The organism is Rheinheimera faecalis (assembly GCF_021290965.1).
Lineage (GTDB): Bacteria > Pseudomonadota > Gammaproteobacteria > Enterobacterales > Alteromonadaceae > Pararheinheimera > Pararheinheimera faecalis.
Genome location: NZ_JAJOYT010000004.1, coordinates 165,293 through 177,968, shown reverse-complemented (window position 1 = coordinate 177,968; position 12,676 = coordinate 165,293). Strand labels below are relative to the sequence as shown.

Sequence of the window (12,676 nt, the reverse complement as noted above, 5' to 3'; positions counted from 1 at the left end):
AAAATCAGGGAGTATAGGAAGCACCAAAACCTTTTTTCGGTTTCTTTGGTTTTTCCTGAGCGGTAATAGCCAGCTGATAACTCATCATCTGGCTGTCTTTAACTTGTACTTGCTGAGTCACCCAGTCGGCATTTTGCCATGGGTGCCAGAGTTTGAGCTGATAAGTGCCATCAGGAATATCGTTAAAAGTCACCAGGCCTTTGTTATCCGTTACCTGTAAAAACGGACTGTCACCTACGTAAATATAGGCCTGCATATAGTCGTGAATATTACATCCCAAAGCGATAATACCGGCCTGATCAAAGACCACTGGTGCTTCAGGTTTATTGGCATACAACTTTAGCTCAAACACTTTGGCAGGTGAAAAGGAATACACGTGATGCCGGGTTTTATCCATATTCGGAAAATCAACAGCAGTGCCGGTTTGGTAAGCCGAAACAAAAGGAATAAAAGTCAGGTCTTGTTGTTTCACTTCTGCTTTTTTTTGTGAAAAGGTTTTATTTGCCGGGTCAAGCAGCTCGACTGCAGCATCTTCCAGGGGTTGGCCTTGCTGATCAGTCACTGTAATTTGCACTGCAGCTACTGCCCCAGCGCTAAAGCAGAATAATAGACAACCAGATAAAACAGCAGCTAAAAAGGTCATTCCATTATCTCCGTGGTCTGGGGTAGCAAAAGTCTGGTTAAACTAAAGCAGTTTAGGCCGCTTGTCATTATCTGCCAGAGAAAGCTGCGAAACTTTGTTCTATCCGCTGTTTTTGTTAGTCGCGGCTTTTTATCGGCCACAGCTAACTGCTACTATCACAGCAGAATAAAAAAATAAGGAACACAGGATGTCCAGTGCCCGCCCGGCTCTTTTTTGTATCAGTTTGATATCCACTTTGCCTTTCAGCGCAACAGCCCAAGCTTTTGAGCAGCTTAGCCTGCATGGTCGCGGCGAATTTTACCTGAATAAACAAAATGATACAGCTCATTATTTAGCACCGTGGTGGCAAAAAGGCACAGGCCAGTTGGGCCATCATACCGAGGCAGGCGCAGGACCACAGTATCTGGTAGCTCAGCTGGAAACCGATTCTGATTTTTCAGCCATAGTGCATGCCCAGTGGCACAGAGCTCCTGAAGCTGGTATCGGGGTTACAGAAGCCTGGCTGAACTGGAGTCCTCTGCCCCATGAAGGATACAGAGTACGTGGCAGAGCCGGTATATTTTATCCGGCCATGTCACTGGAAACTACCGATCTGGCCTGGACTTCGCCTTATACCAGTTCATTCTCCGCCATTAACAGCTGGATAGCCGAAGAAATCAAAACCAGAGCTGTTGAATTATCCGTTAGTCGTCCCGGCCGTTTTTTTAAATCAGATCATAGTTTTCAGTGGGTAGGCGCGTTATTTCAGGGCAATGATCCAGCAGGCTCCATTTTAACCTGGCGCGGTTTTGCTTTGCATAACCTGCAAACCGGTATTGGGGAGCGGGTTGATTTTGCCAATTACCCCAGCATAGCCACAGGTGGTGTAGTTGAAAAACAACCGGCCTGGGTGGAACCTAATCGCGAGCTGGATCATAAAACCGGCTACTACACAGGACTGCACTGGCAGCATAAAGATCAAACCGAAGTCCGGCTCTATTGGTATGACAACAGAGGCGAACCCACTACGTTCAAAGAGGGCCAATATGCCTGGGATACCCGTTTTGTCAGTCTGGCTTTACAACATCAACTGACGGAACAATGGCGGCTACTGGCGCAGTATCTGAATGGCGATACAGCCATGGGACAAAATACAGTAGTAGCAGATTATCGCAGCAGTTACCTGATGCTGAACTATCAGCTGGAACAACACAGCTTAAGTGCCCGTTACGACCGTTTTGAAGTGATAGATAAAGACCAGACTCCAACAGATGATAACAACGGCAAAGGTCACAGCTGGACATTGAACTGGACTTATCAACTGACAGACCATTTTAATATTGCGTTGGAGCACAGCAGTTTAACCAGTGTTCAACCAAACAGGACCCAGTGGGATGGTTGGCTGGCGGAGGCTAAACAACGTTCCAGCAGCCTGATTTTTGGTTATCGTTGGTAAGCCTCTTTCTAAGCTGGTTAAGCGCTAACCAAGCAGCATCCAAAGCGCCACACCAAACATTAAACTGGCAGCGATACGGTTAAGCCATTGCACTTTGTTTTGTTTCTGAAAAAAGGCGCCCAAAGCTTTGCCGCCACTGGCGTACAGCAGCATAGACAGAAATTCCAACAAAATAATAATACAAACCAACACCAGCAACTGCGGCCAAAATGCCAGTTGGCTGTCGATAAAAGGCGGTAACAAGGCCATATGAAAAGCCCAGCCCTTGGGGTTAGACACAGCAGTGACAAAACCCTGACTAAATAAAGTGCGTCTTGGCATCAATTCGCGGCTGACACCAGCTTGAGGAATAGCTAACTTGCCTTTGGCCCACCACATTTGCCAGCCGATGTAAGCCAAAAATAAAGCACCAGCGATTTTAAACCACTGAAACACAGCAGGAAATTGCAGCATCATAACGGCAACACCACACACAGCCAAAATGGCCACCAAAGCCACGCCTAACATCTCGCCCCACATCATCCATAAAGTGCGGCGCACGCCCTGTGTCATTCCCAAAGTCATAGCAAGGGTCATACACATACCTGGCGTCACAGAGACAAATAAAAAAGTTGGAATAAAAGCGCCCATCAAGGCCAGATTTACCATAGCTACCTCATCAGCTGAAGGTCGCTATTTTGTCTGGTTGTTCAGGCGGCTACAAGAGCCGCAGACTGGCTTTTTATGGCTCTGGTCGCTCCCGCACAAAAACTGCAAAACGAGGCGTGCCTTTATGGGTTAATCCCTGATATTGAAAAGTGACTAAACGCCCTATTTCTGGTGGATTTTGGCGCTCTTCTACAGTAAAACCCGAACCTAATTTAAAGCGGCGACCATCTGGTAACTCCACCAATAATGCGCCCAGCATGCCGGTAAACTGGCCTTTGCCCGGTAAATGCGCCACCACTCTGGCTTCTGCGTCCTCTGTGAGTTTCAGTTTTTGTAGATGACTGACCCGTCCGCTTTGATAATGAGCTTTGGCATGATGCAACATCAGCCCTTCCCCACCTTGTGCCACCACTTGCTGCAACAGCTCATCAAGCTGAGCTTTTGTCTGCAGCTGCTGTTGCGGCAATAGTTGTACAAAAGCTGTAACTGGCAATTGGTGCGTTAAAAACTGCAGTCGTTCAGTAAAAGTGCCGGGTTGTTGTGGTGCATCAAACACCATTAGCCGAATACCCTGCCAGAGTTCAAGTCCAGAGCTATGCTGTAAAGCCTGCATCACCTGCTGAAACTGACCTCTGCCCGCCCATAATTCAGCATCAAGCGCAAAAGCGGGCAATTGCTTCAGTAACTCGTCCGGCAGCTTAATCCATTGCCCACTGCGGCTACGCAACTGCTTACCATCCCAAAAGATACGTACCCCATCAAGTTTTTCACTGATCCAAAAGTCAGAAACTACCTCCTGCTGCTGATAAGACTGAGCCAGCTGTAACGCAGGTAAGGTTTCAAGACCAAAAGCCGGTACAGTGGCCAGCATGGTCGTACAACACAGCGACAAATACAAAGTCCGCATTGGTTTGCCCTCCTTGTTGTGTTCCTGTTTTAAGTGTAGCCCGCCTTATTTGAAAATAAAGTGTTAACAAAACTGCACTTCTTTAGTGCTTTGTTGTACAGAAAAAGCACATCAAGGTATTGATTAACAAAGAAAACTCTTAGAGATAAGATTGAATTTATCAATAAAATCAAACAATTGACATCAGACTGTCATGCCTGGGTACGGATACTGCTTCTGTTCTGTCGCTTGTTTGTTTTTTAGTTTTGGAGTCTGTTATGGTTCAACTTTATTTACGCCAACACCCGCAGCGCGATTTGCTGGAACAAGAACTACAGCAACGCTTTTTTCCGGCTCTGGACTCTCCTTGCCAGCTCTGTCAGTTTGTACTGACCTTATCCAGCACTTCACGCGCTGCTGAATATCAGGCCATGCAACAGTTGGCACAGCAACATGGCAAAAACCTTGAACCACATGAACAAGACTGCAATCTAGAGTTGGGCAACTGCTGGTTGCGCTGGGAGCGGCACAATGAGTTTTCCACTTATACCTTTATCCGCACTGGCACAGCCCCAAGTCTGTTTTGTGATCCACAGGATTTAGTACCAGACAATGAATGGTTTAGCAGCTTGCCAGGACAGTTGTTTCGGGTGGTGCAGCTGAGCATAGTTCAGCCGGCTCAACTGGCCACACAAGACCCAACAGAGCTTTTTGTCAGCGAACATTTAATCAGCAGTATGGTATTTAACGGCAAAGCCAGAATTTGGACTGATTTTCGCAAACATAATGAAGGCGCAGGCCGCATGCTGGTTTTGGATAACGGCCTGAGTCGCAGTGCTTTAGGCGCTTTAGTGCAGCAGCTGTTTGATTTGGGCAATTATCGCAAACTGGCCCTTTTAGCCTGGCCTTACTGCAAGCAGGCGCTGCATCAGTTGCCACAACAAGAGCAGCAACTGGCGGTGATCACCTCGCGTATTGAGCAAAAACAAGGTAATGACGAGCAACTGCTGGATGAGCTGATACAACTGGCTGCCCAGACAGAACACCAAATCTCAGAGAACAGCAGCAGATTGCAGGCCAGCCACGCTTATTATCAACTGACACTGGACAGGTTAAAAAGTCTGGATGAACAGCCTGTTGAAGGACTGATGTCATTACAGCATTTTACTGAACGGCGCTTAACACCAGCCTGGCGTACAGCCCAGTCGATTTTAAGGCGTCAGCAACAACTGGCCGAACGTTTGGGGCGTTCTACGGAATTGTTACGTACGCAAATCAACTTAAAGCTGGCATGGCAAAATCAGACTCTGTTATCGTCTATGGATAAAAGAGCTCACTTGCAGCTTAAATTACAAAGTGCGGTCGAACGTTTGTCGGTCGTCGCCATCAGCTACTACTCGCTGCAACTCCTCACCAAAGCTCAGCAAGCCATAGTGCACTGGATCCCGCAGTGGCCAGCCAAAACCATAGAGTCCATCAGTATTCCGCTGGTAGTGGCTATGGTGCTTTGGTATTTCTGGCATTTGCGAAAAAAATTGGCTCAGCACTAGTAAAGCGAAAAGACTATTCGCTAAGCTCTGAAATCTCCTCTAGTTTTAAACAGATACAAAAAAGGGGATTTCATGTTCAGAGCGTTTTTGATGATAGGTTTTAGCTTTAGCTGCTCGTTATGGGCAGAGCAAAACTGGTTTCCGGTTGACGTTCAGGCAGATGGTAAGAAGCTGCAGTACCAGCCACTACAAAAAGTCACTAAAGCATGGCGGCTCTGTGCTTTGTTGCCCCATGGTAAAGATCATTACTGGTGGGGCGTGTCCTGGGGTTTAGCAGAGGAAGCCAAACGTCAGGGCGTGCAATTAGGAATTTATGAAGCCGGAGGTTATGAAAACTTACCGCGCCAACGCCAGCAGCTAAAGGATTGTGTAACGAACAACGCCGACGCACTGATTATTGCCGCGATCTCCAGCGAAGGCTTAAATGACTTAATTTTGCAGCTCAAAAACTCCGGCATTCCGGTGATTGATCTGATTAATGGCATCAAAAGCCCGGCTATTACGGCCCGTTCTTCAGTGTCTTTTGCGGATATGGCGGCCAAAAGCATCCAGTATTTGTTAAAACACAATCAGCAGCAGAATGCCACTCTGGCCTGGTTTCCCGGCCCTGCTGTAGCTGCATGGGTGCAGGATGCAGAACGGGGTTTAAAGCAAGAATTAGAAGGGAGTCCGGTCCAGCTTGTGCATGCTGGTTATGGTGCCACAGACAATTTCTCGCAGGCCACTTTAGTGCGGCAGCTGTTTAGCCATCAACAGCCTGACTATGTGCTGGCCAATGCTGTCGCTGCTGGTGTTGCCCAGAATTTTATCTCAGCCGAAAACCTGACAAAAACTGAAGTGATGGCGTATTACGCCAATCCAGAGGTAGTGCGGCTGATCCAAAGTGCTCAGTTGCTGGCGGCGGCAACAGATTCGCCTGTGATCCAGGCCCGCATCAGTATTGATTTGGCGCTGCGGATCCTGGAACAACAACCTTACGCCAAACAAGTCAGCCCGCAAATACGGATTTTGGATGGACAAAGTATTGAACATTTACCTTTGCAGCAGATCATTGCACCCAAACAACAATGGATGATCCGCCAACCATTAGCGGCTAAAACGCCCTGAGCTCCAAAACCTCAGAGCTTAGGGCCAAAACACAGATCCCCTGCATCACCAAGGCCTGGCACTATATAAGCTTGTTCGTTCAGATGCTGATCCAAAGCACCTAACCACAAATAACTGTTTTGCGGTAAATGCTGGCGTAACGCCTCCACACCTTCAGGTGCTGCGATAGCTGCGGCCACATGCACTGAACGAGGTGTTGCCTGACTTGCAATCAGTTGCCAGACCTTCAGCAGAGATCCGCCTGTCGCCAGCATTGGGTCTATCAAAATCAGATCCCGGCCAGTTAAATCAGGTAAGGCCGCGTAATTCATTTTGATCTCAAGCTGCTCTGCGGACTCCCCTTCCACACGGTAAGCGCCGATAAAACCACTGTCTGCATCATCAAAAGCATTGGCGAACCCCTGATAAAACGCCAGACCAGCCCTTAACACCGTGACTAAAACCGGAGGCTGTGCAAGCACTGCAATTTCTGTTGTTCCCAGTACTGTTTGCACTTCAACCTTCTGTACAGGCAGAGTTTTTGCTAATTCAGCTGCCAGCAGAAAACCTAACCGCTCTAAGTTAAATTTAAAACGCAGCCGATCTTTTTGGATGAGAGGATCACGCAGTTGCAATAAAATGGGGTGCACTAACCCAGGGGTTAAATTCAGTTGAAACAGATTCATCAGCAGGCTCGATCGCTTATCAATACTCAAAGGGTATAGTTTTTTTCTGTCAAGACGCAACCTGTTCAGCCACTCTGACCTTGAATTTATTGATAGCGGCGCCATAACAGCTTCATCAGAGATCAAGTGGAGCACTGACAGTGCCTTTATTGTTATTAACTTTACTGACGCTAGTCGTGTTAGCTGCGATATTTTTGCCCCCGGTATGGCGGCAGTATCGCCGAAAGAAAATTCAGCAGCAGGCCTTTCCTGCGGCCTGGCGTCAGATTTTAAAACATCGCATGCCTTACTTTCGCGCTTTACCTGCTGACTTGCAGCTGCAACTAAAAAAGCTCATTCAGGTCTTTGTGGCAGAAAAACAATTTGTTGGCTGTGCTGACTTAGTAGTGACAGACGAGATGAAAGTCACCATTGCAGCGCAGGCTTGCTTGCTGCTACTAAATAAACCCGCTCATTACTATCCGAAGTTAAAACAAATTCTGATTTATCCGGCCGCTTTTGTGGTGCCCACTGCACAATCAGATACAGCAGGAGTCGTCAGCGAAATGGCGCAGGTGCGTTTGGGGGAGTCCTGGCAAACCGGCCAGATTATTTTGTCATGGGTCGATACCTTAAAATCAGCAGCGATTTGTAACGATGGTCATAATCTGGTGATCCATGAGTTTGCTCATCAGTTGGATCAGTTGAAAGGTCAGGCGACTGGAGCACCTTTGCTCAGCAGCACTCAGGCATATCAAGAATGGTCTTTAGTGTTATCCCATGAATTTGAACAACTACAAAAACAGTTGGCGCAGGGTTTACCCACTTTGTTTGACTCATACGCCGCCACTAATCCGGCAGAGTTTTTTGCGGTCATTTCAGAGGTGTTTTTTGAACAACCTGATTTATTCGCTGCCCAGCATGGCGCTTTGTACCAGCAGTTACGATCCTTTTACGCGCTGGACCCGTTAAGCTGGGCTCAAACCCATCCAGCTTTAGTGCATCAATCATAGAAAAAAGTCGACCCAACTGCTGGGTTACGTAATAATAGCGGCCATTTTTTTAGCAAGCAGCGGATAAACAGACAATGCAAATCACTAAAGATACTGTGGTTCAGTTCCACTACACCTTATCAGATGAGACAGGCGTATTAGAAAACTCCAGAAGCCAGGACCCGGTTTTATACCTGCAAGGTCATGGTAACCTGATTGAAGGTTTAGAGAAATCAATGGAAGGTCATCAGGCTGGTGATAAATTTAACGTCACTTTGGCCCCGGCCGATGCTTACGGTGAGCGCACTGAAGATTCTATTCAAAGCGTTCAGGTGAAACACCTGATGGGCGCAAAAAAATGGAAACCAGGCATGGTGGCCGTAGTGAATACAGAGCAAGGCCAACGTCAGGTGACTGTTGTTAAAGTCGGTATGTTTAAAGCTGAAGTGGATACCAACCATCCACTGGCTGGCAAAACTTTAAGTTTTGAGATTGACGTGATTGACGTGCGTGCGGCTTCTGCCGAAGAAATTGAACACGGCCATGCACATGGCGTAGGTGGTCATCACCACCATTAATCAGCTAATCTGATGATGAATTCAGTTCAGCCAGTTTGACGCTGAACTGAATTAAACCTTGTCCTCGTGCAATGCATTGGTTAGATTAACAATATGTTAAAGAAAACTGAGGCATGGTACAGATGCGACTCGTTTTGGCTCTGGTGGCCTTGCTGCTTAGCAGCAATGGTATAGCAAATTCAGCCAAACCTCTGTTGAACTGGGCAACCAATACTGCCCCTCCTTTTCATATTGTTGGTGGTCCCTTTAACCAGCAAGGTATTTGTGATGAATTGCTGAAAAGCATCAAAAAACAACTCCCCAGGTTAACCCACCAGATTTTAGTGATGCCACAACCCCGCATTCATCAGGCATTGAATAATAAGGAACAGTTGTGTTTTCCTTGTATGATCCACAGAGCCCAGCCGACTAAAACTGCAGTCTTCAGCACTCCTACTCATTGGTACAGACCCCAGGGCGTTATTACCCGTAAAGCGCTGGCTAATCACTTTTCTGAGCAATTCGGCAGTCCGTTAGTGCTGGCCAATTTATTACAGAATCAAACCTTTAAACTGGGACTGGCTGCAGGTCGCAGATACGGTGAGCTGGAGTCCGTATTGGAACCTTACCGTAAAAATGGTCTAGTTCGGTCAGGTGATGATGGCCCTATAGCTTTATTAAAAATGATCCAGAGTGGCCGCATTGATTTCACTCTGGACTATGACATTATTCTGACTTACCTGAACAAAACCGCTCCAGAACAGGCCAAAGGCCTGGTTTATGTGCCGATGGCAGAACTGCAACAGCCTATTGCAGGTGCTGTTGGCTGCAGTAATAGCGACTGGGGACGGCAACAGATAAAGCTTATTAATGCCGTACTTCCCGCAATTCAGGCCGACCCTGCCTTTGTGCAAAGCCTTGAATTGTGGTTTGATGCGCAGGTTTTAACGGCACCGACAGAGTTAAAACCAGAGCGAAAGCAGTAAATGGAGACAAATCAGTATGTTTGATCGACAAACTTCAACAAAATTCAGCTGCAAAGCAGGCTTATACCAGTTAAAATCGATCGAAATGGCAGATGCCTGAACTCATGGATAAGAACTTGTCATCCCCACCAGATTTTAATCAAATACAATTTGATAACTACCGTGACGAAAGACCGTCAGAGCAGCCTGCACCTGTGGTTAAGCCACGCCGTCGCAGCCTGATCCCATCGTTATTTATTTTGTTACTGCTCTCTGGCGCCGCATTGGTCGCGTACGAGCTGCATACGGCTCATTATCAGGCGACAGAAATCAGTGCCTATGCCAAAAAACTGACCTACCAGTTGCAACCTGGTGCGACAGATCAGGTGTCCTATCCTATAGCCGGGCCTTTTGATCAACGTTTGGGCTATTCGAAGTTATCCAAATTTATCCCACGTCTGACCCAAAGTAATTTTGTCATCGAACAGCAAGCAGCCTTCTCTTCCGAATTGCTGTTTTATACCCAATTAGGATTTTTTCCGCCTTACCGTGAAAAAGCTCAGGGTGGATTATTGATTGGTGATTGCCGCAACGAAGAGTTGTTTTCGTTCTCTCATCCGCAAAGGGTTTATAACCACCCCGCTGACGTGCCTGCTGTAGTGCGCAATAGCTTATTATTTATAGAAAACCGTAAGCTGTTAACCTCACCTGCCCGCTCAAATCCGGCAGTAGACTGGCCACGTTTTATGATGGCAGCAGTGTCTCAGGTGACAAAAGTATTAAATTTAGAAGGCCAATCTGCAGGTGGCAGTACCCTTGCCACTCAAATTGAAAAATACCGCCATTCGCCTCAAGGCTTAACCCAAAGCTTTACCGACAAGTTTTTGCAAATGGTGTCAGGTTCTGTGCGTGCTTACCGCTACGGTGCAGATACCTCTTTGACCCGTCATGAAATTGTGCTGGATTACTTAAATTCAGTGCCACTTTCGTCCGCTCCGGGTTTTGGTGAAGTGCATGGTGTGGGGGATGCATTATGGGCCTGGTTTGGCACTGATTTTGGCCGTTTTAATCAGGTGTTAAATGCAGAACCTACAGAGCAAAATAGAAGCTTAAGAGGTTTAGCCTTACGTCAGGTGCTGGCTTTGATGATAGCCCAGCGTCGCCCTTCTTATTATTTACTGCAAGGTCATGATGATTTAGAAGATCTGACCAATAGCCATTTACGTGTATTGGCCAATGCCAATGTGATAGATAAAGAATTAGCTGATTCGGCTATGTCGCAACGTTTATTGTTTAAAGGCGGCAAAGCCCCAGGGATCAAACAGGATGCGCAAACCCTAAAAGGGATCAACGTCGCACGTGGTCGCTTAGGTACTTTGCTGAACCAACAGCTGTATGATTTAGACAGGCTGGATTTAACAGCCAAAGTGTCTTTACACCATGAACTGCAACAAAAAGTCAGCCACTACCTCAATAGTCTGGCCTCCCCTGTTGTCGCTGAAAAAGTCGGTTTATTGGGTGAGAAACTGTTAAGTGCCACCAATACAGACAAAGTGACTTACAGCTTTACCTTATTTGAAAAAACGCCTGGTGGTAACAGAGTGCGGGTGCAAACCGACAATACTGACCAGCCTTTTGACTTAAATGAAGGCAGCAAGCTTGAACTGGGTTCCACAGCTAAGTTAAGGGTACTGACCACCTATCTGGAAATTGTGGCTGAGTTGCACGACTCATTTATTGATGAGCTGCCGGAAAACCTGCTGAACCTTGATATAGCGCCAAACGATCATTTAACCCGTTGGGCTGCGACTTACATGGCCCACACAGCAGATCGTGATTTATCGAAAATGCTCGATGCGGCCTTGCAACGCACCTATTCAGCTTCTCCTGCTGAGCGCTTCTTTACTGGCGGTGGTTTGCAGGTGTTTAATAACTTCCAGAAAAAAGAAGACAGTAGAGTTCCGACTGTGTTGGAGTCGTTAAAAGAATCTATTAACCTGCCTTTTGTCCGCATTATGCGCGATATAGTGTCTTACAGCAGCAGCTACCAAACCGCTGGCAGTACCTCGCTATTGCTGAAAAATGATAAAGACCCACGCCGCGAAGATTATTTACGTCGTTTTGCCGACAAAGAAGGCAGCTCTTTCCTGCAACGTTTCTGGCGTAAATACCAGAAGAAAACAGAGGAAGACCGCTTAAGTACGTTTTTTGAAGGCTTAAAACAAACACCGGATCGTCTGGCGGCGGTGCACCGTTATTTGTTACCAGACTCTGACTTTGCCAAATTCAGTGCCTTTTTGCAGCAGCGCCTGCCAGAAGAAAACCTGACGGTCAAAGATATAGATGAGCTGTACAACAAATACGGTCCGGGTAAATTTAGTCTGATGGATCAAGGCTATATAGCCAGAGTCCACCCGCTGGAATTATGGCTGCTGAGCTTTATGCAGCAAAATCCACAAGCCACTTTCAAAGAAGCTGTGGATGCATCAGCTGAACAGCGTCAGCAAGTGTACCATTGGCTATTTAAAACCTCGAACCGTAGCGCCCGTGATACCCGGATCCGCATTATGCTGGAAGTGGAAGCCTTCCTGGATATTCACCAGCGCTGGAAAAAACTCGGCTATGCTTTTGACCATTTAGTGCCTTCACTAGGTACTGCTTTGGGTAGTTCAGGCGACAGACCAGCTTCGTTGGCTGAGCTGATTGGTATTATCCAAAATGACGGCATGTTATTGCCTACAGTCAGGGTCGATCAGCTGCACTTTGCGGCGAATACCCCTTATGAAGTGAAGTTAAAGTATCAGCCATATGAAGCCAAACGGGTGATGAAACCTGAAGTAGCCAGAGCTTTACGTTTTGCCTTATCGCAGGTGGCAGATGGTGGCACAGCCCGCCGATTGCAGGGTTCGTTTACCAAAGCGGATGGCTCGCCTTTATTGATAGGTGGCAAAACAGGCACTGGTGATAACAAGATGGCAACTCAGGTCATTCGTGGCCGTACCGTGCAAGCTACCACCATTAACCGCACCGCGACCTTTGTGTTTTATCTGGGAGAGAATCACTTCGGCACCCTGACGGCCTTTGTACCAGGTAAAGGGGCTGAAGATTTTAGTTTTACCTCAGCCTTGCCACTGCAAGTACTTAAAGGTATGGCGCCTATTCTGAACCCTTATATCCAACAAGGTCAGCTCTGCCGTTAAATGTAAAAATGGGGTCAGATCACATTGTTAACAGTTAACAATGTGATCT

General features: G+C 47.0%; 11 protein-coding genes. 7 read left to right on the top strand and 4 right to left on the bottom strand.

The genetic code is table 11. The features are described from left to right. Nucleotides 1–4 precede the first annotated feature (4 nt). Nucleotides 5–643 (bottom strand): methylamine utilization protein, encoded by a 639-nt coding sequence (locus LSG34_RS09015; RefSeq protein WP_233008626.1) that lies wholly within the window; start codon nt 641–643, stop codon nt 5–7. A gap of 187 nt (nt 644–830) precedes the next feature. Between LSG34_RS09015 and LSG34_RS09010 the strand changes: the two genes are divergently transcribed. Further along, nucleotides 831–2,078, top strand: a complete 1,248-nt coding sequence (locus LSG34_RS09010) for a porin family protein (RefSeq protein ID WP_233008624.1) — start codon at nt 831–833, stop codon at nt 2,076–2,078. Nucleotides 2,079–2,102: 24 nt separating this feature from the next. On the opposite strand, the gene LSG34_RS09005 is transcribed toward LSG34_RS09010, so the two are convergent. Continuing rightward, nucleotides 2,103–2,726, bottom strand: coding sequence for a LysE family translocator (locus tag LSG34_RS09005; protein ID WP_233008623.1), 624 nt, complete (start codon nt 2,724–2,726; stop codon nt 2,103–2,105). A 73-nt stretch (nt 2,727–2,799) separates the two neighbouring features. Then, a complete protein-coding gene (locus LSG34_RS09000; protein WP_233008620.1) occupies nt 2,800–3,633 on the bottom strand; it encodes a DNA ligase in 834 nt (277 codons plus the stop codon). 257 nt (nt 3,634–3,890) lie between these two features. Here LSG34_RS09000 and LSG34_RS08995 point away from each other — a divergent pair, with 257 nt between their 5' ends. Next, nucleotides 3,891–5,162 carry a DUF3422 family protein gene (locus LSG34_RS08995; protein ID WP_233008618.1) on the top strand — a complete coding sequence of 424 codons (1,272 nt, stop codon included), beginning with the start codon at nt 3,891–3,893 and terminating at the stop codon, nt 5,160–5,162. A 72-nt stretch (nt 5,163–5,234) separates the two neighbouring features. After that, entirely contained in the window at nt 5,235–6,269 is a 1,035-nt protein-coding gene (torT, locus tag LSG34_RS08990) for a TMAO reductase system periplasmic protein TorT (protein WP_233008617.1), read from the top strand. A gap of 11 nt (nt 6,270–6,280) precedes the next feature. Here the strand turns inward: torT and upp are convergent, their stop codons facing one another. Beyond that, a complete protein-coding gene (gene upp / locus LSG34_RS08985) occupies nt 6,281–6,934 on the bottom strand; it encodes a uracil phosphoribosyltransferase (RefSeq protein ID WP_233008615.1) in 654 nt (217 codons plus the stop codon). 140 nt (nt 6,935–7,074) lie between these two features. On the opposite strand from upp, the gene LSG34_RS08980 reads away from it, so the two are divergent. The 4 genes from LSG34_RS08980 (at nt 7,075) to LSG34_RS08965 (ending at nt 12,627) form a co-directional block, all read left to right on the top strand. Then, nucleotides 7,075–7,926 carry a M90 family metallopeptidase gene (locus LSG34_RS08980; protein WP_233008613.1) on the top strand — a complete coding sequence of 284 codons (852 nt, stop codon included), beginning with the start codon at nt 7,075–7,077 and terminating at the stop codon, nt 7,924–7,926. A gap of 74 nt (nt 7,927–8,000) precedes the next feature. Next, complete coding sequence (locus LSG34_RS08975) at nt 8,001–8,483, top strand: FKBP-type peptidyl-prolyl cis-trans isomerase (RefSeq protein WP_233008611.1); 483 nt, start codon at nt 8,001–8,003, stop codon at nt 8,481–8,483. A 122-nt stretch (nt 8,484–8,605) separates the two neighbouring features. Then, complete coding sequence (locus LSG34_RS08970) at nt 8,606–9,448, top strand: TIGR02285 family protein (RefSeq protein WP_233008609.1); 843 nt, start codon at nt 8,606–8,608, stop codon at nt 9,446–9,448. Nucleotides 9,449–9,564: 116 nt separating this feature from the next. Beyond that, the gene (locus LSG34_RS08965; protein WP_233008607.1) at nt 9,565–12,627 is read left to right on the top strand and encodes a transglycosylase domain-containing protein; all 3,063 of its coding nucleotides are present in this window, start codon (nt 9,565–9,567) and stop codon (nt 12,625–12,627) included. The last annotated feature ends 49 nt before the right edge of the window (nt 12,628–12,676 follow it).

Coding starts and splice junctions, on each gene's coding strand:
- LSG34_RS09015 (WP_233008626.1), bottom strand. CDS start 643: ATGACCTTTTTAGCTGCTGTTTTATCTGGTTGTCTATTATTCTGCTTT.
- LSG34_RS09010 (WP_233008624.1), top strand. CDS start 831: ATGTCCAGTGCCCGCCCGGCTCTTTTTTGTATCAGTTTGATATCCACT.
- LSG34_RS09005 (WP_233008623.1), bottom strand. CDS start 2,726: ATGGTAAATCTGGCCTTGATGGGCGCTTTTATTCCAACTTTTTTATTT.
- LSG34_RS09000 (WP_233008620.1), bottom strand. CDS start 3,633: ATGCGGACTTTGTATTTGTCGCTGTGTTGTACGACCATGCTGGCCACT.
- LSG34_RS08995 (WP_233008618.1), top strand. CDS start 3,891: ATGGTTCAACTTTATTTACGCCAACACCCGCAGCGCGATTTGCTGGAA.
- torT (WP_233008617.1), top strand. CDS start 5,235: ATGTTCAGAGCGTTTTTGATGATAGGTTTTAGCTTTAGCTGCTCGTTA.
- upp (WP_233008615.1), bottom strand. CDS start 6,934: ATGAATCTGTTTCAACTGAATTTAACCCCTGGGTTAGTGCACCCCATT.
- LSG34_RS08975 (WP_233008611.1), top strand. CDS start 8,001: ATGCAAATCACTAAAGATACTGTGGTTCAGTTCCACTACACCTTATCA.
- LSG34_RS08970 (WP_233008609.1), top strand. CDS start 8,606: ATGCGACTCGTTTTGGCTCTGGTGGCCTTGCTGCTTAGCAGCAATGGT.